The sequence below is a fragment of the Rufibacter tibetensis genome (genome assembly GCF_001310085.1).
In the GTDB taxonomy this organism is placed as follows: Bacteria; Bacteroidota; Bacteroidia; order Cytophagales; family Hymenobacteraceae; genus Nibribacter; species Nibribacter tibetensis.
Genome location: NZ_CP012643.1, coordinates 3,886,011 through 3,909,695, shown reverse-complemented (window position 1 = coordinate 3,909,695; position 23,685 = coordinate 3,886,011). Strand labels below are relative to the sequence as shown.

Annotated in this window: 18 protein-coding genes and 1 tRNA gene; 9 read left to right on the top strand and 10 right to left on the bottom strand. The window is 49.3% G+C overall.

The window, feature by feature from the left end:
- Positions 1–812: 812 nt before the first annotated feature.
- Positions 813–886, bottom strand: a tRNA-Ile gene (locus tag DC20_RS15950).
- A 74-nt stretch (positions 887–960) separates the two neighbouring features.
- Here DC20_RS15950 and DC20_RS15945 point away from each other — a divergent pair.
- Both DC20_RS15945 and DC20_RS15940 read left to right on the top strand, forming a co-directional pair.
- Positions 961–1,605: an HAD family hydrolase gene (locus DC20_RS15945; RefSeq protein WP_062544735.1), complete on the top strand. Its 645-nt coding sequence runs from the start codon at positions 961–963 to the stop codon at positions 1,603–1,605.
- The gene (locus DC20_RS15940) at positions 1,595–2,719 is read left to right on the top strand and encodes a site-2 protease family protein (RefSeq protein WP_062544734.1); all 1,125 of its coding nucleotides are present in this window, start codon (positions 1,595–1,597) and stop codon (positions 2,717–2,719) included. The genes DC20_RS15945 and DC20_RS15940 overlap by 11 nt, the downstream gene beginning before the upstream one ends.
- A 241-nt stretch (positions 2,720–2,960) precedes the next feature.
- Here DC20_RS15940 and DC20_RS15935 read toward each other — a convergent pair whose 3' ends face one another.
- The 4 genes from DC20_RS15935 to DC20_RS15920 are packed head-to-tail and all read right to left on the bottom strand — an operon-like array spanning position 2,961 to position 8,605.
- Positions 2,961–3,266 (bottom strand): rhodanese-like domain-containing protein, encoded by a 306-nt coding sequence (locus DC20_RS15935; RefSeq protein WP_062544733.1) that lies wholly within the window; start codon positions 3,264–3,266, stop codon positions 2,961–2,963.
- Positions 3,263–5,098, bottom strand: coding sequence for a T9SS type A sorting domain-containing protein (locus DC20_RS15930; RefSeq protein WP_062544732.1), 1,836 nt, complete (start codon positions 5,096–5,098; stop codon positions 3,263–3,265). The genes DC20_RS15935 and DC20_RS15930 overlap by 4 nt, the downstream gene beginning before the upstream one ends.
- A gap of 8 nt (positions 5,099–5,106) precedes the next feature.
- On the bottom strand, positions 5,107–5,901 hold the full coding sequence (locus tag DC20_RS15925; RefSeq protein ID WP_062544731.1) for a PASTA domain-containing protein: 795 nt from the start codon (positions 5,899–5,901) through the stop codon (positions 5,107–5,109).
- Between the two features lie 4 nt (positions 5,902–5,905).
- Entirely contained in the window at positions 5,906–8,605 is a 2,700-nt protein-coding gene (locus DC20_RS15920; protein WP_062546001.1) for a D-alanine--D-alanine ligase family protein, read from the bottom strand.
- A 429-nt stretch (positions 8,606–9,034) separates the two neighbouring features.
- On the opposite strand from DC20_RS15920, the gene DC20_RS15915 reads away from it, so the two are divergent.
- From DC20_RS15915 to DC20_RS15905, 3 genes are all read left to right on the top strand, one after another.
- Positions 9,035–9,535: a hypothetical protein gene (locus DC20_RS15915; protein WP_062544730.1), complete on the top strand. Its 501-nt coding sequence runs from the start codon at positions 9,035–9,037 to the stop codon at positions 9,533–9,535.
- 76 nt (positions 9,536–9,611) lie between these two features.
- Complete coding sequence (locus tag DC20_RS15910; RefSeq protein WP_062544729.1) at positions 9,612–10,130, top strand: hypothetical protein; 519 nt, start codon at positions 9,612–9,614, stop codon at positions 10,128–10,130.
- Positions 10,131–10,317: 187 nt separating this feature from the next.
- A complete protein-coding gene (locus DC20_RS15905; RefSeq protein WP_062544728.1) occupies positions 10,318–10,689 on the top strand; it encodes a VOC family protein in 372 nt (123 codons plus the stop codon).
- A 135-nt stretch (positions 10,690–10,824) separates the two neighbouring features.
- Here the strand turns inward: DC20_RS15905 and DC20_RS22440 are convergent, their stop codons facing one another.
- Positions 10,825–13,329, bottom strand: coding sequence for a glucuronyl esterase domain-containing protein (locus tag DC20_RS22440; RefSeq protein WP_071885485.1), 2,505 nt, complete (start codon positions 13,327–13,329; stop codon positions 10,825–10,827).
- 639 nt (positions 13,330–13,968) lie between these two features.
- Between DC20_RS22440 and DC20_RS15895 the strand changes: the two genes are divergently transcribed.
- Positions 13,969–14,175, top strand: a complete 207-nt coding sequence (locus DC20_RS15895) for a hypothetical protein (RefSeq protein ID WP_062544727.1) — start codon at positions 13,969–13,971, stop codon at positions 14,173–14,175.
- A 269-nt stretch (positions 14,176–14,444) separates the two neighbouring features.
- Positions 14,445–15,653 carry a phosphoglycerate kinase gene (locus DC20_RS15890; RefSeq protein ID WP_062544726.1) on the top strand — a complete coding sequence of 403 codons (1,209 nt, stop codon included), beginning with the start codon at positions 14,445–14,447 and terminating at the stop codon, positions 15,651–15,653.
- 124 nt (positions 15,654–15,777) lie between these two features.
- On the opposite strand, the gene DC20_RS15885 is transcribed toward DC20_RS15890, so the two are convergent.
- From DC20_RS15885 to DC20_RS15870, 4 genes are all read right to left on the bottom strand, one after another.
- Positions 15,778–17,691, bottom strand: coding sequence for a RecQ family ATP-dependent DNA helicase (locus DC20_RS15885; protein WP_062544725.1), 1,914 nt, complete (start codon positions 17,689–17,691; stop codon positions 15,778–15,780).
- A 151-nt stretch (positions 17,692–17,842) separates the two neighbouring features.
- Positions 17,843–18,694 carry a hypothetical protein gene (locus DC20_RS15880; protein WP_062544724.1) on the bottom strand — a complete coding sequence of 284 codons (852 nt, stop codon included), beginning with the start codon at positions 18,692–18,694 and terminating at the stop codon, positions 17,843–17,845.
- Positions 18,695–19,023: 329 nt separating this feature from the next.
- Positions 19,024–21,132, bottom strand: a complete 2,109-nt coding sequence (locus DC20_RS15875) for a ComEC/Rec2 family competence protein (protein WP_062544723.1) — start codon at positions 21,130–21,132, stop codon at positions 19,024–19,026.
- Between the two features lie 111 nt (positions 21,133–21,243).
- Complete coding sequence (locus DC20_RS15870; protein ID WP_062544722.1) at positions 21,244–22,284, bottom strand: PhoH family protein; 1,041 nt, start codon at positions 22,282–22,284, stop codon at positions 21,244–21,246.
- A gap of 110 nt (positions 22,285–22,394) precedes the next feature.
- Between DC20_RS15870 and DC20_RS15865 the strand changes: the two genes are divergently transcribed.
- Complete coding sequence (locus DC20_RS15865) at positions 22,395–23,174, top strand: SAM hydrolase/SAM-dependent halogenase family protein (protein ID WP_062544721.1); 780 nt, start codon at positions 22,395–22,397, stop codon at positions 23,172–23,174.
- Between the two features lie 151 nt (positions 23,175–23,325).
- Positions 23,326–23,616 carry a putative quinol monooxygenase gene (locus DC20_RS15860; protein ID WP_062544720.1) on the top strand — a complete coding sequence of 97 codons (291 nt, stop codon included), beginning with the start codon at positions 23,326–23,328 and terminating at the stop codon, positions 23,614–23,616.
- Positions 23,617–23,685 lie beyond the last annotated feature (69 nt).

The following is a 23,685-nucleotide window of genomic DNA, read 5'->3' as shown; positions in this document are numbered from 1 at the left end:
TACCAGTTGCTTATCCCCCTTCTTAATATTGATAGGAAATGAGGCAGGTGCCTTTGAAAATTTTTTTGTAAATTTTTTCCAGACCTCACCATGCCTATGTTTCCCCCCTATTCTAGCAAAAAGAAAACACAAGGGATTAGAATCCCCTCAAAACAGCAATGGTTCAGTCAATGACAGAATCATTACCATGCAAATCCGTGCAAAGTTGATACATAAAAAAAGGAAGCGCCCACTTGCTCTTTGGTAATGCCCTTTCACCTCAATCCATAGGCATCAATCCCCTACCGCTTTAAGTGTGTTTTCCTACAGGTACTAAGTAATAGTACGCGTGGGAGAGCAAGAATTGGTTCATACTAAGAACCATAGCAAACTTCTCTTGAGAATGGCCGTCCTCTCCCTTTTACCGGCAGGAACAATCAGCGGGAATCAGGCACTTAAGAGTACTAGGGGACTTTGTAACCTTAGTGGTATAGAAAGCACCACGCCCACGGTGGGGTGGGTGGGTTCCAGCACATTTCAATCGCACCTTAGTGGTATAGAAAGGTGGTTTCTCTGCCTGAACAGGTGCGAAAACATATTTCAATCGCACCTTAGTGGTATAGAAAGTGGTGGACTAGTAGTTGGCCCCGCCGCCGCTCTGATTTCAATTGATCTTGGGTGATAAAGAATGGATTGAACTTCCATTACTTCTCTGAAAATCACGCCCAAGCATAGTTTAATATCAGAGATAGAAAAACATAAATTGTGTGCAAATTGTGTGCAAACAAAAAAGCCACTTACAAGTTTTACCTCGTAAGTGGCTGATTATAAAGTGGGCCCACTTGGAATCGAACCAAGCACCTACTGATTATGAGTCAGTTGCTCTAACCGAATGAGCTATAGGCCCGGCTAAATCTTTGATTTGGGAGTGCAATTCTACAAATTTGTGTTTTAAAACGCAAAACAAAACACTCTTTAATCGTGGACTTTTCTTCTGTTAAGAATATCATATTTGACCTGGGCGGTGTCATCATCAACATTGACTACGCCAAGAGCACAGACGCGCTCCGTGCCTTTGCCAACACCCAAACCGAAGTAGACTTTAGCCAAAAAGCTCAGTCTGAACTCTTTGACTTGTATGAACGTGGCGACATCTCCTCGGCAGAATTCCGGGATGGCCTAAGGAAGGAGTACGGCATCACAGCTACCGATGAACAAATAGATGTGTCCTGGAATACCATGCTTTTGGACATCCCCGCCGAGAGAATAGAGCTGCTGCGCTCCTTGTCTAAAAAATACCGCTTGTTTTTGCTGAGCAACACCAATGCCATTCACATGCTGGCTTTCAACAAGATTGTGTCAGACGCCCATGGCATGCCAAGTCTGGACAGCCTGTTTGAGAAAACCTACTACTCTCATTTGGTAAGAAAGCGCAAACCAGGCGGCGAGGTTTTTGAGCACATTTTAGAAGAAAACGGATTAAACCGCGAAGAGACCCTGTTCATCGATGACAGCATCCAGCATATTGAAGGGGCTAAAACCGTAGGGTTGCAAACCATTCACTTAACCCCTCCCCTAACCATTAACCAAGTGCTGAAGGAGGCGCTGGTAGAGGATGAGGCATAAACTGCCCCTGCACCTCCTGCTTTTTCTGCTCACGCTGGTAACCACAACTTTTGCGGGAGCAGAGTGGCGCTACGGGAAGTCGTTCTTTTACGGACTGGAGGGATTCATCTGGCCACCGGCTATTACTCAGGAAGAGATAATGGGGGGGCTGCTGTTTTCGGCCTCTTTCCTGGGCTTCCTGACGGCGCATGAGTTTGGCCACTACTTTACTGCCCGATTTTACCGGGTACGGGTAACCCTGCCCTACTACATCCCCATCTGGTTGGGGGTTACCTTTGGGATTGGCACAATGGGAGCATTCATTAGAATCAAAGAACGCATCTTCTCCCGGAAGGAGTTCTTTGACATAGGTATTGCGGGTCCGCTTGCAGGGTTTGTAGTAGCGTTGGGCTTACTGGGGTATGGGTTCACCCATCTTCCGCCGCTGGAGTACCTGTTTGAAATCCATCCTGAGTACCGGGTCTGGGGGGCAAACTATGCTGCGCACGTCTACTTCAGAGCCGATGACCTTGCCATAGGAAAGAATCTGCTCTTTCTGCTTTTCGAGAAACTGGTAGCAGACCCGGCCTTACTACCCAGCCGGTACGAGATCACCCACTACCCTTTCCTGTTTGCGGGATTCCTGTCTCTTTTCTTCACTGCCTTGAACCTGCTGCCCATTGGCCAGTTAGATGGCGGACACATTTTGTACGGCATGATGGGGTACAAACGGTTCAACAGGTTATCGCCTATGCTGTACACCATTTTTATCTTTTACGCGGGTTTGGGGCTGCTGTCTCTAGAGGTGAACATGGAAGAAGATTGGTGGTTATGGGCAGGGTACGCCCTCTACCTGATCATTGTCTTCCGGCCTTTGTTCCCGGAGCCAAAGCAGGGACTGTTGCTGGCCACTGGGGTATTTGGCACTCAATTACTGGTACAGGTCATCTGGCCAGAGGTGCAAGGCTATAACGGGTGGCTGGTGTTTGGGCTGGTCTTATCCAGAGCTTTGGGGGTTTTTCATCCGCCTAGCCCTAATGAAGAACCGCTGAGCAGAGGCAGGATCATACTGGGTTGGTTTGCGTTGGTGGTCTTTATCCTTTGCTTCAGCCCCGCTCCTTTTATTGTGGATTAAGCCTGCTTACTTGCTGTTGCTTCAACTTACACCATTTCAAAGCATAAATGGATTTCAGGCGCCCTTTTTAGAAAACAGGCTTAAAACATAAACACTAAAAAATAAGGAGGAGGAACAACTGATCAAGTCAAACTTCCTCCTAGCCACTGAATTTCAAAATACCGCTTAACAAAAATCCCCGTTTCAGGCTTGGTTTTTAGAAACCAAGCCTGAAACGGGGATCCATATTTGGAGAGTAATTTTAAGCTTCGTTGTAGGCCAGCATCCCTCCTAACACATTACGCACGTTGGTAAACCCCTGCTGTTGCATAATGGCCTGCGCAGTAGCAGAACGCTTTCCAGAGCGGCAGTGCACCAGAATTTCCTGGTCTTTATACTCTTCCAATTCATGTAAGCGCTCAGGCAAGGCTCCTAAAGGAATCAGCTTGGCACTGGCAATATTCTGCTCTTCGTGCTCCCAGGGCTCCCGAACATCAAGGATGATGGGGGTTTCATTATTGGCTAAACGTTGCTTCAGTTCAGCGGCGGTGATATCAGTCGTAATCATCGGGTAAGGATAAGTTTTGCGGTTCTAATTTGGTTTCCTTTTTGGGATTTCACAAGATATATTCCCGGAGGCAGATTTGAGGGCAAAATGAGCTTTTGTTTTTCCTTCACCCTTCCCCAGGTATGCAGCAGCTGACCAGTGCCTGAATACACCTGCAGCTCGTCAGCAGCCTGGTTCAGGAAGAAATCACCAGTGGTGGTAGGGTTAGGATACAACAAAGAGGAAGAAGCGTCCAGGTTATCTGCAGAAGAAGTCAGCGTCCCGGTCATCACAGGTCTAATGAGCAAGGCGCCACCCAGATCTGCAACAGTACTCCAGGCAGCTGCCCCGTTCATGGCGAACAGTTTTCCTTCTGCCGTTTCATTCAGGTCAAATCCCACGTTCACGAAGGTGGCCCCGGTAGGCTGGCGGTACCCCACGTAAAAGCGGCCCTGCACTTCTACCTGCCGGTCAAGGGTGATGTCTAACCAGTTGCTCAAGCCCGTAGTGGCAGGGAGCACAAAGCGCTGCTCATACAGGGGCTGATCGGCGGGTTGGCCGTTGTTGTCTGCCCATAGGCGCAGAAACAGCTCTGTACCGGGTGTGTTGGTGCCGGTAAAGAAAATCCGGACGCTCCTGACCCGATCTGGTTTACTCAGATCAAACTGGTAGGCTAACTGTACGGCCGTACCCGATGGATAACTAAACCCGGTTTCAGCGGTGCCGTCATCATAGGCATAAAAATCCTGGAGGTCCGTCTGGCGCCGCAGGGTGTCATTGTAGCGGGTGTAGAAGTCTGGTTCTTTGGTGTTCAGGAACAATACCGTTTGCAGAGAGAAAGGCTGGTTCTGGCTGGTTAGAAAGGCCCTGGAAGGGGCAGCGGCTATGGTGGTTCTGGTACCGGCACTCACCGGAGCACTCCCGCGCAGGAAGGTATCCACAGCCCCCGTGGTCAGGTTCCTGACAGAGGCACGCCAGCTGATGGCAGCCGGAATGTTGCTGAGGTTAACCATTTCAGACCCCACCTGCGGTCTGATCTCCCCGGAAGGGTTCTCCAGGAATTGCCAGATGGGCATTGCGGTGTACCGGTTCAGCAGGGAAGGAAGCCGCCGGGTAAGGGCTACATCTGCGTTTTGCAATTGCCCTAGGCGGCGGTCTCTGTTCAGGTAAACGTAATCTATGTGCCAGACATCGCGGAGGCCACTCTGTCTTCCGCTGCTCACCCACCTAAACTGAAACCCATTGAACAGGAATCTGGCCTCTTTTATGGAAATCATTACCGAAGCAAAATCAGTAGACCGCCCGCTTCCCTTTTGGGCCCAGACCGGAGCCCAGGAGCCGTTGGCCTGCTTAAACTCCAGCTGCAAATAAAACACATTGCCTGAAGCAAAATCAGGGGCATCTACCAACCCGCCGGCCTGCCAGTAAAAACTCAGGTAAAGGGAGTCCTGCGGCTGCCGGTTACCCAAGTTGAGGGGCTTGGAGGTTAACGTATCTGTAGGCCCCGTGCCAATGGCGGTTCCGTAGGGTTCACCATCGGCTTGCAGCCCGTCAAAGGAGGCGGCAAAGATGGTGGGTGGGTTAGCGGCCAACCGGTTGGTGACCGAAACGCCCCCTCGGGAAACCCAGCGGGCCGGATCTGGAGCACCCTCCCCTTTAGCAAAATCATCAAAAAAAGGAAGGCCCAAGGTATCCCCAAAGGCTAAGGGCTGCGGAAGAGCACCCGGAACACCGGGCTTGGCAGGAACAGAAATAGCCTGCGGAGGCAGGCTATTTAAGGGAGTGAGTACCTGTGCGTCTGCTGCTTGTCCACCTAAAACCAGTATTGAAAAGAGGATCAGCCACTGCCGCATAAGTTGTTCTATTGTATAGGCGCTACGGGTTGAGGTCCGGCCACCCAAATGTCTATAAATTGCCCGGTTCTGATTTTGGTCTTTACACTATCACCAGATATCGGTCTTTGCTTCAATACGATTCCATCAAGCTCTCCGTTGGGGGCTTCCATGTAGATAACGGATCCAATCTGTAATCCTTGCCCCGTCACCAGCATGGTGGCTTCGTCAATAGGCATGCCAACAAGTTCCGGCACGTCCAATTCAGTATTCCCCAAGCCGTTTCCTACCTCCAGGTCAATGCGAGAACCTTTGGCAACTGGTTCACCTGGCTTGATTTCACGGCCGTTCACAAACTGGCGCAGAATAGAGTTTTCTGCCAGATCTGGCACATACTTGATATCACCCAGATTCAGGTCATAACTCTTCAGGATCATCTCCGCGTTCTTCACCGAACCGTCAATCAGCTTTGGCATTTTAATGAGCGGCGGATTCTTCATGTTAATGCTTATGTAGATCTTGCGGCCTTCTTTCACCTTTTCACCTGCTTTGGGCTCCTGGGTGATAACGGTGAAAGGTGCTTTCCCTTGTTGGTAGGTAGAATCACTCACGTAAAAGCGCAAGTCTTTATCGGCCAGGAAATCTTCCAATTCATCCACTGACATTCCCGCCAGGTTTGGTACCGAAATGGTCTCGCCGTGATTGGTGGTGCTGGGCAGATACACGAAGAAAAACAAAAACAACAGCAGAAACACAATGGCCGCCATAATGGCCAGGTGCTTGAATACATCGCCCAGCGTTTGGGCTTTCAGAAAACCGCTCATTTACTTAAGAGATAACTTTTTTGGTGCGCTCCATGCCAAACTGCAGGATGCGGTCAATGAAATCATAAGGCTTGTACCCGTTGATGGCCGTCTGGTGGAAGATGCATGTGGCCGGTGTCATACCGGGCAGAGAGTTCACCTCAATGATGATAGTCTCCACCTTGCCGTCCTGGTGCACCCGCACGAAGGCATCTATGCGAGCATAGCCTTCAATGCGCAGAATCTCGGCCACGCGTCTCAGGTCCTGCTTCACGTGGTCAGAGATGCGTTGCCGCTCTTCCGGGTCACGAGCGTACCGGGCCGGGGTAATGTTCTGCCCCTCTCCTGCCAAAAACTTCTCTTCCAAACTGAGTACCTCACCTTCGGCCAACGCTTCAGAAGCTTCAAATATTTCGTATTCGGTGCGGCCGTTAGGTCCGTAGCTGGTCAACAGACCACCGGTGATCTCCAGGAAATGCTTCGCCCCTTCGCGCGAAATCAGGTTTTCAATGAGGAAGTAGCCTTTCATGGGCACCTCTTCCTTGAAGCTCAGTTTCAGCACCTGCGCCGGGTTTTCAGGGATTTCAATGGAATTTCTGAAAATCAGCTCAGAAAAGGCTTCCAGTTCCTCACGGGTCTTGATCTTTTTCACCGCTGAAGAACACCCGTCATCGGCGGGTTTGGCAATGAACGGATAGGCGAATCGCTCTTCAATGAATTGGAAGAACGCGTCTTTGTCTTCCTGCCAGTCCTTCTTGAAGGCCAGCATGTGCTCTGCCACGTGCACGCCGTTCTCGCGCAGGATGCGGTTGGTCTCAAACTTGTTGATGGTCACCTGGCTGGACTGAATGCCTGATCCGTTGTAAGGAATCATGTATTTTTCCAGCTCCGTCTGCAGTTCCCCGTCTTCGCCAGGACGACCGTGCAAGGCAATAAACACGGCATCTACCAGGCTCTGCAACTGCTCATAAGTCAGACGCTGTGGCTTCTGCAAAGAGTTACCGGCGTACAAACTGGTGATGCTGGAGGCAGCTTCCTTTATCTGGGCCAACACTGGGTGCGTAGGCACACCTGCTTCAGAGGCTTCAATTTTTTCTTTAATGTCATCAGCGTTGTCCTTCAACATGATGTTGATCGGGATCTGGTATAGCTGATGCGATTCCTCGTTTCCGGTCAGGAAAATAGGAACAGGCTCGTATTTAGTAGAGGAAGCCAGTTTCTCATAGATGTTCCGGCCGCTTTCCACGGAGATGTGACGTTCAGACGAGTAACCACCCATGATCACGCCCACGCGCAGTTTGTCATGACGGTGCGCCCGCTTTTTGGCCATGGCCGAATCCAATCTTTTCAGCAAGCTGGTTAAGTACGCCGTGTTCTTGCCGCTTTTCACCCGCTCGGATAATGATGTCCGGATGATGTAGGTCAGGAACTGGGATGGGTTCAAGCCAATCTCAGCGGCCTGGTGGAAGAAGAACGAAGACGGCAACATGCCCGACGTGGTGTTCGGGTCATTCAGGAAAATATCGCCTGCCTCGGTGATAAAGCCATCCAGACGCGCATACACGTTAAAGCCGAGGCTGGTGTACAGGCGCTCACACTGCTGCCGGATTTCCTGGATCTGCTCCGTAGGCAAATCAATAGGCGTAATCTTGCGGCTTAGGCCGGGCAGGTATTTAGAGCGGTAGTCAAACACCTCGCCGCCTTTTCTGATCTCGGTGGGTGGTAAGGCAATGGGGTGGCCCGCCTGGTCCTGCACCACAATGCACGAAAACTCACGACCGTTGATGAACGCCTCAATGAGTACCTGCGTTTCACTCTCCACATTGGTGAGTGTGATTGTTTCAGGGCCATTTTGGCTAAAAGTGGCCGAAAGCAGGCTCAGCAATTCTTCCGGCGCATAAATCAGTTGTCCATCCTGAGTTTGTACCGGCAAGCCGATGCCCTCGCGGATATCGGTTAAGGTTTTGATAAAGTTCAGCTGCTGGTTTGCGCTCTTGCTGTTCCAGTCACTTTTCCTGATGGTGAGCGAAAACAAGCTACGCGCCACAGCTTCTTCAAACAGCTGCAGGTTTTTCTCTTTAATGATGGACACCCCAATGGAAGAACCCTGGTGCGGCGCCTTCAATACCAATGGCAGGCCCAGATCATCTACCAGGTTGTCTAGCAACGCGGCGCGGTCTTGAGTGGCGTGCCACTCCTGCAAGCTTAAAATGCGGTAATCTGGCGTGGCAAACCCGTGCTGTTGCAACAGTGCTTTCTGCGCGATTTTGTCAATCCCGATCGCCGACGGCAAAATACCGGAGCCGGAATACGGAATGCCATACCACTCCAGCAAGCCCTGGATACTTCCGTCCTCGCCATACGGTCCGTGCAGCGTCAGGAATGCAAAGTCAAACAGGTTTTTGAACTGGTGCGGGTGAATGCGCTGCCCTACTCTGGAGGCAATGTCATTCAGTTCTTCCTCGCTCAGCTGCCCTAAAGACTCCAGGTACATCTGCAGGCCGTGCTCTGTGGAAGGCAGCACGTCTACCGGTGGATAAAAATCACGGATGGTACCCTTATAGATGTAGTGCCAGTCCAGCAAAATAAAGTTACCCAGGCTGTCGGCAAACACCGGAACGGCCTCAAAAAGGGATTTATCTAAATTATCGAAGACGGTGCGGCCTCCGGCGAAAGAGATTTCGCGCTCCCGGGACGGGCCACCGAAGATGATTCCAATTTTCATTACGGCAAAGATACTGGTTTTTGCTCTTTCGTTCCTAGTGCCAGCGGTTTCCATGTGGGGCAATATAAAGGACCGTTAACGTTGTGCCTGTTAACAACGATCATCTCCCCTACTGCTGTTTCGCTTTGGGGCTGGAATTTCAGAAACAGGCTCAAAATAAAAGGGTACTTAATCCACGCTGAAAACGAAGTTGTGTATATTGCTTAGGTTATATATACAACTTCGTTTCAGCAACTGGTATTGGTTGATCCAGGCAGATAGGGTGGTGTGACTCCAACCAAAGAGCCAATAACCGGAACAGCTCCTTATATACTGTAGTTAGTGGAAATAATTAAAATAGCAATGCAACCCTGACAGAAATTTCTGGGTCTCACTAAAGATAGTGTCTTGGGAAAGGCTCAACAGGTCTGACAATCAAAACCAAACCATATGAAGAACCTATACCTTGCAATGTTATTGACTCTATCTTCATTAATTGGCTGTGAAGAACGCGATGACTGCCAACCTGATTCAGTGACCACCACCTTCACCCATGGCAAGAAAATTAAGAAGGAATTTTACGCCGCCAACAACTTAAACTACTATACGGTTGAAGAGGGAGGCAACACCGTGTTTGAGCATGTATTCTCTAGGGCACAGTGTGACAATCGTATCGATGATGAACTGGCAAGGATATTCTCCTTCGAGATAAACACTGAGGCAACACAATTCCGCTTTGTGGGTGACGACGTTAATCTAACTAACTGCTTTTTCAATGAGGTTGGCGGTTGGGCAAGGGGAATGTATGAGATTGAGGGCGGCTTGATTGAAGGCACCAAAACACCAGAAGGCAATTGGAGGGTCAAGGTATCTGTTCAGACGATACCCAATCCTATTAGGACAGGGGAACAGCCTGAAAAAATTGAGTTTGACGAAGTGTTCACTAAATAACATTACTGCCACTAACCACACCTATACGGTAGCTATGCCACCGCATAGCCAAGTCCGTTGTGCAAAATCTTAAACAATGAAAACCTCATTAAGCTTAGTTCTTAGCCTTTTAATAAATATCGGTACATGCCTTGCTCAGGAAGCCACTATTGATGCAATAGCAAATCAGGTTAAAAGGGTTTGCCTTTCATTCAAAGAAAGAAGCAATAACCAAAAATTTGGGAAACCTCAGAAAGTAGAGGAGCTGATTTATGAGTGTGGGGTCAGCCCAGAAGAGGAAGGCATAAAACTCTACCAGTTGACTTACGAACATGTTTCTTTCGTTGGGAACGACACCAAAGGTTACGATCTGGAATCAATAAATCTTAATCAAATAAGTGACCTCACCTTTGAGTACGGTAAACACAAATTCACCAACCAACTTACCAAAGAGGAATTTTTGAAAATCTTCGGTCAATCAACAAACAAAAACTTTAATGAGCGCGGCAATGGTATGACCGATGTTTTGATTTTTTTCAAAGGCGCGGATGAAGGACTTGTTTTCAGTTTTAAGTCAGGCTATTTGGAAAAGATTGAATTTTGGGAACCTTGTTAAAAAAGACCTTTCACAACATTGTATAAAACATCATGCCACGGCCGACGGCTTAGCACGTTGTTTATACTAACCGTACCTGCATTCTTATAATTCTAACAACATCTCTAATAGATTGCTACCTCATCGCTATCATCAATAAGAATCTAATCTTTTACCTGTAATCATATACAAATAAAAAGAAGCCACCATGAAATTAGGTGCATTCTCAATTAGTCTCAATGTCAAAGATCTGGAAACATCTAAGCAATTCTATGAGTGTTTGGGTTTCCATGCTTTTGCTGGCAGTATGGACCAGAATTATCTTATAATGAAAAATGAAAATGCCCTTGTTGGTTTATTTCAGGGCATGTTTGAAGGCAACATATTATCGTTTAATCCGGGTTGGGATGAAAACGCCAATAACCTTGAAAACTTTGATGATGTAAGAGAGATTCAGAAACACCTGAAAAGTAAGGGAATTGAATTAACGAGCGAGGCCGATGAAGAAACATCAGGCCCAGCAAGCCTAATGCTGACCGACCCAGACGGAAATCTCATTCTCATTGACCAGCACCGTTAAACCAACCTTGAGAAAGCTGTGATTTTGCGCCATCCAACCACCAGCTGTTTGGTTTAAAAGGTTAACATTCTTCTATAAAACAGAAAGGGCGCTCATGTAGCGCCCTTTCTGTTTTCTGGTATGAAGCTGAAGAACTTACTTACTCACTACCAACCGCAATTGGTCTACCTGATTTCCACGTATGAGGCGACAGATATATACTCCTCTTGCTAGTGATTGGCTGCTGAGCGATACCTGGTAATCACGGCTACTTTCAGTTTCCCCGTCATACAAGGTAGCTACCAGTCGGCCCGTTGCATCGTACACCACCAATTTGGTTTGCGCACGTTCGGCTGAGCGGAAGTGGATGGTAGCCTGGTCAGTAAAAGGGTTCGGGAAAGCCCCGAAGGCCAGCAATTGATTGCCCTGCTCCTTCCCTACTTTCGCACCAGCCATGGTGGTGTTAGTTGGGCAGGTACCCGTTACATTAATGGTGACGGTTTCAGTAGAAGAGTTGCCTTTATCATCGGTAACCTTGATGACTACTTCGTTGGCCCCCAGGTCTGCACAGGTAAAGGTAGTCTTGCTCAAAGACATGAAGGCAACGCTGCCGCACTTGTCATAGCTTCCCCAGTCCACATCTGCCACATCAATAGTACGCGTGCCATTGTTATCCAAAGCAACTGTAAAGCCACTAGCCAGCACTATTGGGCCTCCGCCATCCACTACGTTGATGGTAACGGTTTGAGAAGCGCTGTTGCCATTGCTATCGGTTACGGTAATGGTCACCTGATTGGCGCCCAAGTTTGAGCAGTCAAAGGTAGACTTGTCCAGGGTCATAGAGGCAATGCTGCTGCATCTGTCATAACTGCCCCAGTCCACGTCTGCGGCATCAATAGTGCGCGTGCCATTTTTATCTAAAGCAACGGTGAATCCTGCCGCCAAGACCACGGGGGCCCCTGTATCTATGCCCGTATCTCCCATGCCCCTGATGGTTGCGTTGGAGGTAGTCACCAGCAATTTGTCAAGGTGGGCGCCATCTTCCCGGTAGGCTATTGTGAAGGCATGCTGCCCTACCGTGAGGTTGGCGCTGGTTAATCTCATCCATTGCCAACCTGAGGTAGCAAGCCCGTTTACTGTTACAAAAGGCCCATTGTCTACCTTTATCCAGTAGCTATCATCATTGGCGCTGGGCGCATTGAGTCTTGCCACAAAATTATAAGTAGCCGCGCTATCTACCGTAAACGGAAACACAACAGACCCACTTGCCCCTTCAGGAGCTGCTGCCGTACTGTTCAAACCGCTTTTCACGGTCACATAAGAACCACCGGCGGCAGCGGTGTCAGCCACTATCGCCCAGTCAGAACCTACCGTGGCACACTCTGCTTCCATCCATATTCTCTTCCCAAGGGGTTCAGCGGGCAAAACAGGATTACCGGTTCCCCACCATTGGTACCAGCGCTGATGGTCTATCTGTGGGTACGGATGAACGGTGATATCTGTATTGACACTGGCATCACCCAACAGAAACTTGTCTACGAATGCCTCAATAGCTGGCCGCTGGCTTGTAGGGATGGCGCAATGGCCGTGTCCGCCGTCAATGTAAAAGCCGAATCTGTCTCCTATGCCCAAGGTTTTGTACACTTCATGCGTTGCCCTAGCCGATACATAGGCAGATGGGTTAGCCAGCCACTCAAAATCAGTGTTCCCTGTCACCAATAGGGCTCTGGGTGCTATCATAGCCATTAGCTCATGGTGATCATGCGGCAGCCTGGAGACATTGGCGCCGGCAAACTGGCGCATGTCATCTTTAAACCATCTGTAATCTGTGGCCCCTAGTTTTTCTACGGCACCAAGGGTTTCAGAAACCCGCCAGGCCGGAGCTCCGCCCCCGCCCGATTCCTGGGCAATGGTAAGGGCAATTCTTTCGTCCAGGGCACCAGAGAAAAGCGCCATTTTACCGGCATAAGAGCATCCGGTGACGGCCAGGTGTTGTAGATCAATAGGAAGGCTTTCCTTCACCAGCTCCAGGCCATCTATGATGCGGCTTACTCCCCAAGCCCAGGCACTGTATTGCCCGGCATTGTCCAGATTCTGATCTGGGTAAAGACGGTAATAAGGATTGGTTATTTGAGGGTTGCCATACGTAGTCACCTGATTGGCGTTGAAGGCAATTCTGGCAATGTTACGGCTGGAAAACAGGTTGGCCGGAACACTCCCGTTCTGGCTATTCATCCCGATAACTGCCGGAAAAGGACCAGCACCCGTTGGAAGTATAACCGCGGAAGTAAGGGTTAGCGTTTGGCCGTTCACCGTTACATTCACAGTAAGTGTCCCTCCGGTTGCATTGGGCGCAAAGGAGGCTGTAATGGTTTCCGGCCGGGTGGGCTTAGTTCCTATTTCATAGTGTTCAATCTCTGCTTTGATCTCATTACGGCGGCGTTCCCAGTCAGCAAAGTTGGTAGAACGCCCGCTCCCGTCAGACCACATGAATGGATCGGTAAGGGGTTCTACCACGGGCAGTTGACTCAGGGTGGGCAAAGGAGGTAGCGTATAGTTTGCCCCGGTATTCTCAACCGGGTAAACAAGAGGAATCTGCGCATACAATCTCTGGCAGAAGAGGCTAAGAAGGAAGGATAAAATGGTAATTTTTGCTTTCATGGTACTGGGGGTTAGGGGTTAGAGGATGTATGAAAAAAATTATTGAATGATTATATAAACTCACTGTCTCAATCCTTTTCCAAGCACCACCAACCTCTGCCCAGCACTACCTGTGGCTGGATTCTCTACCTCTCTCCCAATGGCTTCCGTCTGTTTCTCTTGCCTGCCTCTCTCCCACTCAGGTTAAACTGAGTGTATCCCCATCTCTGAAACTTTCATTCCAAGGCAGCATCCTTATTGATTATACTAAACTTAGATTGTTTTTATCATAATTGCAACCGATTTCAAAATTTAATAGGTTTTATCATGTATTTATCAAAATGTAAGCACAAATAAATTACCTATGTTGCTACACAAACCCCTATACTTAACATAAAATGAAATATTTAAAATAAACACTGCCCATAGCACCAAAATTTACATTGCAACCGATATCATTTTTGACTAGCAATAGGGAAATAGAATTACTGTACCAGAGCGGGGCAAGGTGGTTCCCTGGACAATGGAGGCTAGTTTTAACTTCCTAATCTGGAGAGACTCCTGCTGCGGGCCACAATAGCCTACAAGTACGTCACCACGAAGGCAGAAAGCGCCCACATTCCGCTTACCCGCATTCCGCTGCACCTCACGGCCAACTGGATGGCTACAGATAAATCTAGGTTAGGAGCAGGGTTGGTAGCACACCGGAACATTTATTTCATTAAAGATGGACTGGGCGGAGACTTCAAACTAGAGGGAGCTCCCGGCGCCATCTTTGAAGTAGCCTATGGGTTTGTGGGGATCTACTACACGGCCATGACCTACAAAGACCAGCAAAACACCTCGTTTTCCGCCTATGCTATATAAATCACGTTTTCGGGTGTACTTCCTAAAAGACAAACCATTTCCTCCAGGTAAAAGCGGATCATAGGAGTAGCGTCAACAAACCAACGTCTCTGTCTCTGGCTGTAGAAAAGCGATTTAGCCCTGTTTTGGAGGAAATAGAGCTAAAGCGCTTTTCTTTTAGGGCAACCCTCCCTCCTTTTGCCTTCGCTCCGTATCTAAATAGAATTACTATATTTGCTTCGACCTGTTTCGGCGGGAATCCGTAGCTAGAACCAAACAAATAGCAGACTATGATAACCATTGACCAATACAATTTCCAGGGCAAACGGGCCTTGGTGCGAGTAGACTTTAACGTACCTCTTAACAGCAACTTTGAAATCACTGACGATACCCGCATTAGGGCAGCGGTACCTACCATCCGGAAAATCCTGAACGATGGCGGGTCTGTGGTGCTTATGTCGCACCTGGGTAGACCTAAGGGCGGACCAGAGGAGAAGTATTCGTTAAAGCACCTGCTCAAACCTTTAGAGGAAACTTTCCAGCTGCCTATTCAATTTGCGCCGGACTGTATTGGCAGTGAAGCCGTAGAAATGGCCAATAATCTGCAACCAGGTCAGATCCTGTTAGTGGAGAACCTGCGTTTCCATAAAGAAGAAGAACAAGGAAACCAGATTTTCGCTGAAAAATTAAGCTTATTGGGCGAGGTGTACGTGAACGATGCCTTTGGGACGGCGCACCGGGCGCACGCCTCTACCGCCATTGTGGCCGATTACTTCCCGCACGACAAAGTTTGCGGTTCTGTGATGCAGGCTGAGTTGGAAAACGCCCAACGGGTTCTTTCTTACGCTGACCGTCCGTACACCGCCATCATGGGCGGTGCCAAAATCTCAGACAAAATTCAGGTCATTGAGCAATTGCTGGACCGCGTAGACAACCTTATTATTGGCGGTGGTATGAGCTACACCTTCGCCAAAGCGCAAGGCGGAACCATCGGGAACTCGCTTCTGGAAGAAGACAAGCAGTCTTTCACTTTGGAGCTGCTGAAGAAAGCCGAAGAAAAAGGCGTTAAAATCTACCTGCCGTCTGACACCGTCATTGCCGATGCTTTCGACAACAATGCCAATACCCAGGTAGTAACCAGTGGTACCATTCCAGATGGCTGGATGGGCTTAGACATAGGACCAGACACCATTGCTACGTTTTCTGAAGTAGTGCGCACCTCCAAAACCATTCTGTGGAACGGACCAATGGGCGTGTTTGAGTTCGAGAACTTTGCCACCGGCACCAAGGCCATTGCCGAAGCGGTAGTAGAAGCCACAAAAAACGGGGCCTACTCCCTGATTGGCGGCGGTGACTCAGCAGCAGCGGTTACCCAGATGGGCCACAGCCATGATGTTTCTTATGTCTCTACCGGCGGCGGTGCCCTGTTGGAGTACATGGAAGGCAAACAGCTTCCGGGCGTGCTTGCCTTGCAAATGGAAGAAACTCCGTTAACCTAAGCATTACTTCCTCTATAAACAGAAGGGGCGGCCAATGATTTGGCCGCCCCTTCTGTTTACCTGGTGTTTCCTGAAAAGGATTAGAAAATCCTTTTTATTTAACATATTATATAAGCCATAGACACTACTTCTCTTTCTTGGCCAAGTTCCCTTCTGCTGTATACCCGACTACGCCGCTCTCCAGCATTTCCTGTATAAGGTTTCCCAGCAATTCCTGCTCAGAGGAGCTGAAGTGCATGGCAATGGATTTTGGGTGCAGCGGGGTTTGTTTAAGGTGACTCAGCACGCGAGCTTCCATGTGCAGCTTATTTTCATCCAGCTTCTTCTTTTTCTTTTGGGCCAGGCAGTAGTCACAGATGCGGCAAGGTTCAGAGGAGTTTTCGCCAAAATACCCCAAAATCTGAATGGTGCGGCATTGCTTTGAGTTCTGCATAAACGCCACTACTGAATGTGCCTTCTCCAAGGCTCGCTCCCTGAATAAACTCAGCCGTTTCTGGTCAACGGGCAAAGAAGCGGCATCAAACCGTGGGGCTGTGAACTGTACCTGCGGGCCGTCGTGCTGAGGTTCATACACCAGGACCTTGCGTTGGTGCAGGTGCTGTAATTGCTGCTTAACAGTAGCTTCGGGGAGAGATAAATGCTTGGCCAACCCTTTTTCTGAAATCTTCACAAAGTCCCGGAACATCTCGCCGCCATAAAGCCGCAACAACCCTTTAATGATAGGCTCCAGACTTTCGTTAAGAATCTGAAACTCATATAGTTGATTATTGCCGAGCAGCAGGTTGACTTTAGACGGACTAAAAAAGCCTTCGTTTAGCTGTAGAAGCCCTTCAGACTCCAGTTGCTTTAAGGCAAAATGGGTTTCAATGGGGGAAAGCTGGTACGTGCGGCTAAATTCTGCTAAATCAAAATCAAAGGATTGAAAGGCGCCGCTGCCCGTGGCCAGTTGGTAAAAATTAGCCAGGGCCTGGTACACCCGCTTCAGGGTTTCTACCGGCGGGTAAGCCTCCTCCGTTTTCTTTAGGAGCAGTCCGGTATCTTCGGGTCCTAACAGAACCGTAGCGTAGCTGTATTTGCCATCACGCCCTGCCCTACCGGCCTCCTGGTAATACGCCTCCAGAGAATCGGGTAAGTCCAGGTGCACGACCAGGCGTACATCGGGTTTGTCTATGCCCATCCCAAAGGCGTTGGTCGCCACCATTACGCGCACCCGATCCATGATCCAGTCATTCTGGGCGCTGGTGCGGGTTTGGTGCGGAAGCCCTGCGTGGTACGCGCCCGCTTTGATTCCCTGGCGGTGCAGCCAATCGGCGAGTTCCATGGTGCGGCGGCGGTTGCGCACGTACACAATGGCCGTTCCGTTCATTTTCTGCAAGATCTCGCGCAGCCGGCCTTCCTTGTCTTCGGTTTGCAAAACAGAATAAGACAGGTTCTTGCGGGCGAAGCTTTGCTGCACCACCACCTGCTTTTTAAACTTCAGCTTTTCCTGGATATCAGTTTTCACCACCTCAGTGGCCGAAGCAGTCAAGGCCAAGATTGGCGTGTCAGGAAGTACCTCGCGCAGCTTGGCAATCTCCAGGTAAGGAGGTCGGAAGTCATAACCCCATTGTGAGATACAGTGCGCTTCATCAACGGCCAGCAAACACACGTTCATGCGCTTTACCCGCTCCAAAAAGAGCTCGGTCTGCAACCGTTCCGGCGACACGTACAGGAACTGCACTCCGCCAAAAACGCAGTTATCCAGAATCAGGTCCCGCTCTCGCTCGGGCTGCCCCGCATGTAGGGCCGCCGCTGAAAGCCCCCGTTTGCGGAGGTTCTCTACCTGGTCTTTCATGAGCGCCACCAAAGGAGAAACCACCACGCACACGCCGCCCATCACCAGAACAGGCAACTGAAAACAGACCGACTTACCCCCGCCCGTAGGTAAAATAGCCAGCGTGTCCTGTCCTTTCAGCACAGAGGTAATGATCTCTACCTGTCCCGGCCTAAACTCCTCGTGCCCCCAGTATTGCTTTAGGATATCTTGAATGTCTGCCATAGATCACCCAAATTTACGAATAGTCCGCAGATGATTGTTTCCCGGCGCTGCTCACAGGCAGGTTGTTTTGGGGCCATCTTTTCAGAACAGCCTTAAAACAGAAAACCCGACCAGGGGCCGGGCTTCTGAACATTCATCTCTACTATAAACCTTAGGCAGCGGCAGATTGCTCATGCTCGCGGTCTTCAATCACTTTCTTCAACTTCACAATAGACTGCTTGGCACGCTCTTCATCCAGTTTATTTATGTTCAGGAGCATTTTGGTTTTCTCCTGACGCGTAATCACCGGGTTGTTCAGCAATCTGATGATCTCCTCTTTCTGCTTAGCGGTAGCATACTTCACGGTTGCTTCCTCGGCCACCGGGGCTTGTGGAGCAGCTGGGGCAACAGGTGCTGCTACAGGAGCAGGGGCCGGAGTTGCTTCAGCAGTGGTGTCTACCGGTACGGCTTTCATGGTCTTAGCTGAGGCGGCAGGTTTAACCTGTTGCTCTACTTTAGACTCCTGAACATTACCTTGATAATCCATTTCCTCGGCTGGGGTAGGCTCATAACCGGCGGCTCTGATAATCCAGGCCAGAATGTTCCGGTAAGCTTTTCCTATAGCTCTGGTCTGGGCCATGGAAGCAATAGCGTATTCCTGATAGTATTTACGGCCTTGCTCTTTGTTAGAGCAGATCGCGAAGCCCGCTCCTACTACCTGCTCTGTGCGCAGGTTCAGAAGGTTCACTTTGGCCATATACTTGATCTCAGTGCTATCGCTCATGTTCGTGAGCTCGTCTACCACAGGCAAGATACCCAAACGGGAACCAGCATACTGCCAGCCTTCCACGTTCACATACTCTTTGCCCTGGATGTTTTGATACAGTCGGTTTTCCTTAATGAACTTCGCCAAATCAACGGCCAAGTGCATGGTTTCGTCCGAGCGGGAGATATCAAAACTCTCGATTTTATTCTTCTTAACCACTTTCTCTTCGTTGGTTTCCTGGTTCACTTTGGTCTGCATTATATATCTTCTAGTTTCAGTTCAGATTCATAACAGACCCTCTTTCATAAAAGTGCCAAAATATTTAATTTTAACACTAATTAATAGCACTGATAATCAGTCACTTACAAGCCATTGCTAAATTATTTTTAGCAATTTGTAAGACCTTGGCTTTCAATATGCTATGTAAACTATTTTAGTTAGCTAAAACCTCCTTTTTTCAAGCTGTTCTGTTAAGATTATTAACGGATTTTACACCAACACGTTACCTCTGTTGGACTTTGCGCATAGCAGCTTAAAACTCCAGATTTGGACCTGATTTGAAGAAAAAGGGCTAGAAACACAGAGGGTTATAACCTGATTTGCCAGGCACCTTCTTCCTCCAGAACATGCACCTTAAAACCGGCAGCCTTTAACTCAGCGGTCGTCCGGGTGACATAGTTTCTGGAATTGGTTTGATCAAGAATAACTGTTTTCACAGAGAAGTACTCCTGAAGCTTTTGGGCGGGGAGCCGTAGGTTATGCTGCAGGACGATGGCATCTAACGAAACAGGCTGCATAGTTAGAGTAGGCTTATTCTGCAGCCACAAAAGGCGTTTTCCTTTCCATACCACCAGCTTATTTCCTTCGGGCGTTTCATGCAAGGCAAATCCCAGTTTGGGGCTTGTTTTAAGGAAAGTAGCCTCAAAACGGTTTTCCTGCCGTACCCCTTTGGCCCACCAGTAAGGCTGCACCTGGTAGGTGAACTGCAGCGGTTGGGCCAGGAAAGAAGAATCGGCTATAAACGATACCTGCCTGCCTTGTAAGAGGCTAACGGCACTGCTCCTCCTTACGCTGTGAATGACCAGTTCCTGTGACCGGCGCTGGCTTTGCGCTTCGGCAAGTTCGGTACCCGAGATAAACGCCAGGCAAAGCACTGCTCCTGATAACCACGCCAGCCTTTTCTGAAGGAGGAACAGAAGGCCGCACAGCAGGAATAGGTAAAGCGCCAGCACCTGACCGGGCGTAATGACGAATCCGTCTAATACGGCAGCCGGCCAATGTTCCAGCCAAAGCAGCAGTTCGTTCAGGAGCCAGAGCGTACCTTCCAATGCTTTGCCCAGCCAGGTACTCACAATAGGCACCCAGAACAAAGCCATAAAGGCTACCCCCAGGTACAACCCCAGAGAGGTAAGCGGCACCGCTACTAAATTCGCCACCCAGAAATACACCGGAAACTGGTGGAAGTAATACAAGCTGAGCGGAAATGTGGCCAGTTGCGCCGCAATGGAAATAGCCAGCAGTTCCCAAAAGAACCTAACCAGCTTATGCTCTGGATGCCACAAGGCTAAGAACAGTGGCTGCAACAGCACAATGCCCGCCACGGCAAGGAAGGATAACTGGAAGCCTACATCCAGCAGGTAATTAGGTTCATACAACAGCAAGCCGAAGGCTACCAAGGCTAACGTGTTCAAGATGGAGGACCTGCGCCTGAGCAAGTTGCCCAACTCCACCAGCGAGAACATACAAACCGACCGCAGCACCGAAGCCGACAACCCGGTCACAAATGCGTAAAACCACACCACTGCCAAAATAATGAGGAAAACCAGGAGCCTGCCTGAGCTGCCCCGGCGCAGTGGCTTCAGGAAAAGCAGCAGCACCCCGTACAGCAGCCCCACATGCAGCCCGCTTACCGCCAGCACGTGCATGGTGCCCGTACGTGCATAAGCATTTCTGAGGGCTGCATCCAAGTCGTCTTGCACACCCAATACCAAGGCATTGGCAATGGCCACTTCCCTATGGGAAGTAATCTGTTCTTTAAAGGCGTTTTCTAATCTTTTCCTAACCTGTAAGCTGAGGGCCACTACATAACTGGGCGGCTCATACCCCATGGGTACCCAGTGCTGGTCTGGAAGGTAGGCCTGCCACTGAATGTGTTTTAGCGCCAAATACCGTTTATAGTTGAATTGGTAAGGATTGGCGGGTGCCTTTGGTGGAGACAAAGAACCCTTCACCAACAGCTGCTGCCCATACCTCAGAGAATCTGCCTTGGCAGACCTCGGGAAGAAAACCGCTACCTGCCCCTTTGCCGGGTGCCACTTCCCCTGAGCTCTTATAGCCTCTACTCTTCCCACTGAACTCACAGAAGCTGGCTTTACCCCTACTGCTTTGACCAGGGTTATTTTGTAGTGGGTAATAGCCCCAGAAGGCACCGGAAGGGTTTCAATCTGGTTTTTCAGGAAAGTGCTCCAAAACGAAAAGGCAATGATGACACCCAACCCAACCAGTCCGGCCCACCTTCTACGCCGGGTCAGGGGCCGCTTTAAAGCCAAGTACCCCGTGACCAGGAAAAGGAGCAAGAAAAAAGCCACGGTCTCCCCTGCAAAAGAGAAGCCGTGGCCTACAGTATGGTATAGAATAATCCCTAAAACAAAGCAACCCACCAGGCGCATAGAGCCGGTGAAAGTTGTTTTAGCCATTCAGGGCCTTCTTGAGGTAAGTGAAACAAGTCATAGAGTGCAAGGCCTGGTTCAAAAAAAAGGCAAAGAAACTCAACTCATTGAAGTGAGTTCCTTTGCCGTACTTACAAATTAATCGCCGTGACGGCGGAAGTTCTGGCGGCGGCGCGGTTCATCCTGACCATCGGTTTCAGACTTTTCGCGCTCTTCGCGTTCTTTCTGGCGTTTGTCGTCAAACTTGGTGTAGGCTTCCACAATGCTTTTCACCAGGCGGTGACGCACCACGTCCTCGGCCTGCATTTCTACAAAGCCAATTCCTTTGATGTCTTTTAACACGGTCATGGCCTCAATCAACCCTGAGCGCTGATTGCGCGGTAAGTCAATCTGGGTGCGGTCACCATTGATCATCACCTTAGAGGTAGGTCCCATACGGGTCATGAACATCTTGATCTGCATGGGCGTGGTGTTCTGTGCCTCGTCCAATAATACAAACGCGTTGTTCAAAGTACGACCACGCATGTACGCCAGCGGAGCTATTTCTATGATTTTGTTTTCATAGTAATATTTCAATTTCTCCACCGGAATCATTTCTTCCAGCGCATCATAGATAGGCCGCAGATACGGGTCAACCTTATCTTTCATGTCACCGGGCAGGAAACCAAGGCTCTCACCTGCTTCCACCACCGGACGCGAGATAATGATCTTCTTTACCTCTTTATTTTTAAGCGCCCGCACCGCCATGGCCACCGAGATAAAGGTTTTACCGGTACCGGCTGGTCCTAGCGCAAACACTAAATCGTTCTTGGCAACGGCCTCTACCAGTTTATGCTGGCTTGGGGTTTTCGCCTTGATCACACCACCCTTGCTGCCGTACACAATGACGTCTGGCGAGGTAATCACTACATCCTCTTCAAAGTCATTGTCAGCGGTCAGGAACTTGTGCACGCTTTTATCAGTGATCTTCCCGTACTGGTGGTAATGTTCAATAAGTGAGGAAAGGATCTCGTGAATTTTGGTGATCTCAGGGGTTTGGCCCTGTATCTTGATCTCGTTGCCGCGGGAGATGATTTTGCTGCTTGGAAAAGCGGCGGCAAGTTGTTTTATGTTCTGATTTTCGAGGCCCAGGAAATCTAGCAGTGAGATGTTCTCCAGGGTAATTGTTTTTTCTACCAAAGGCTATTTCCGTTTATATATGTGGTATTTAAACCAATCTACTGAAAATATAGTAGATTTGTTATAAGACAATTCTACAAATATTTAAGTTCTTTTGACCAACCGTTCCCATGGGAATTCTCACTTTTATGTCAGACTTTGGCACCACAGATCATTATGTGGCTGCAGTGAAAGCTAAGATACTGACTATCAATCCTGCACAAATTATCGTTGACATCTCGCACCACGTGGAGCCTTTTAACATTGCCCATGGCTTTCATGTGATTAATGCTGTTTTTGAAGACTTCCCCGCAGGCACCGTTCACCTGATTGCCATAGACACCCATGGTACCCGCAGCGGAAGATACCAGGTGGCCCGTCACAAAGGACATTATTTTATTTGCGCCGACAACGGTCTTTTATCGCTGCTCACAGACGGCGACCCTGAGCAATTGATTGACTTGCCCCTGCAGGAAAATTCCTCTTCCCCCGCCCGTGATATCATGGTACCGGCGGCCGTTGCCCTGGCCCAAGGCGCCTCTATGGCCGAGGTGGGTGAACTGGCCAATGGCATGGAGCAATTGATTAACCGCCAACTCCGGCTGAACGACCACTCGATTACCGGCCACGTGGTACACGTAGACCATTACGGTAACCTGATCACCGACATCAGCAAAGACAGCGTGGAAGCCATTGGCCACGGACGTAAATTCTCTATCCATTTCAACCGCGAGGTGATTGACCGCCTGAGCACCCGATACAACCAGCCCAGCGAAGGCGACAGCGTGGCGCTCTTCAACCGCCAGGGCTTCCTGACCATTGGCATTAACAAGGGCCATGCCTCTGAGTTACTGGGCATGTACTTTGACTCTCCGGTGGAAATTAAATTTGCGCCTGATCCGGTGGAGTAAGGAGTAATTAAAAATTATGAATTAGAAATGAGGATTTAAACAAGCCGCATGAATGTACCTTTACTTATCTAAGAACTACGCTTACAAAAAAGCGCAGACACCCTCTTCCAGTATTTTCTAATTTCTAATTCATAATTTCTAATTTAAAGAGATGTTGATCCGTGTTGTCAGGATGACCTTTCAGGAGGGTAAAGTACCGGCTTTTCTGGAGATCTTTAACGCTTCCAGAACTAAGATAAGTGCATTTCCGGAGTGCCGGAGCGTAGAACTCCTGCAGGACTACCACCTGCCCCACGTATATAGCACTTACAGCCTCTGGGACTCAGACGAAGCCCTGAACAACTACCGCAGCTCTGAGTTGTTCGGGAGTGTTTGGAAGCCCACCAAAGCCTTGTTCGCTGAGCCTGCCCAGGCTTTCTCTTTTAAACCTGCCGACGTATAAGCCCCACCAAGTGAATCTTGGCGGTCTCTTCTTACGTCTAGTACCTAACGTTTCACCTCTAGTGCCCAT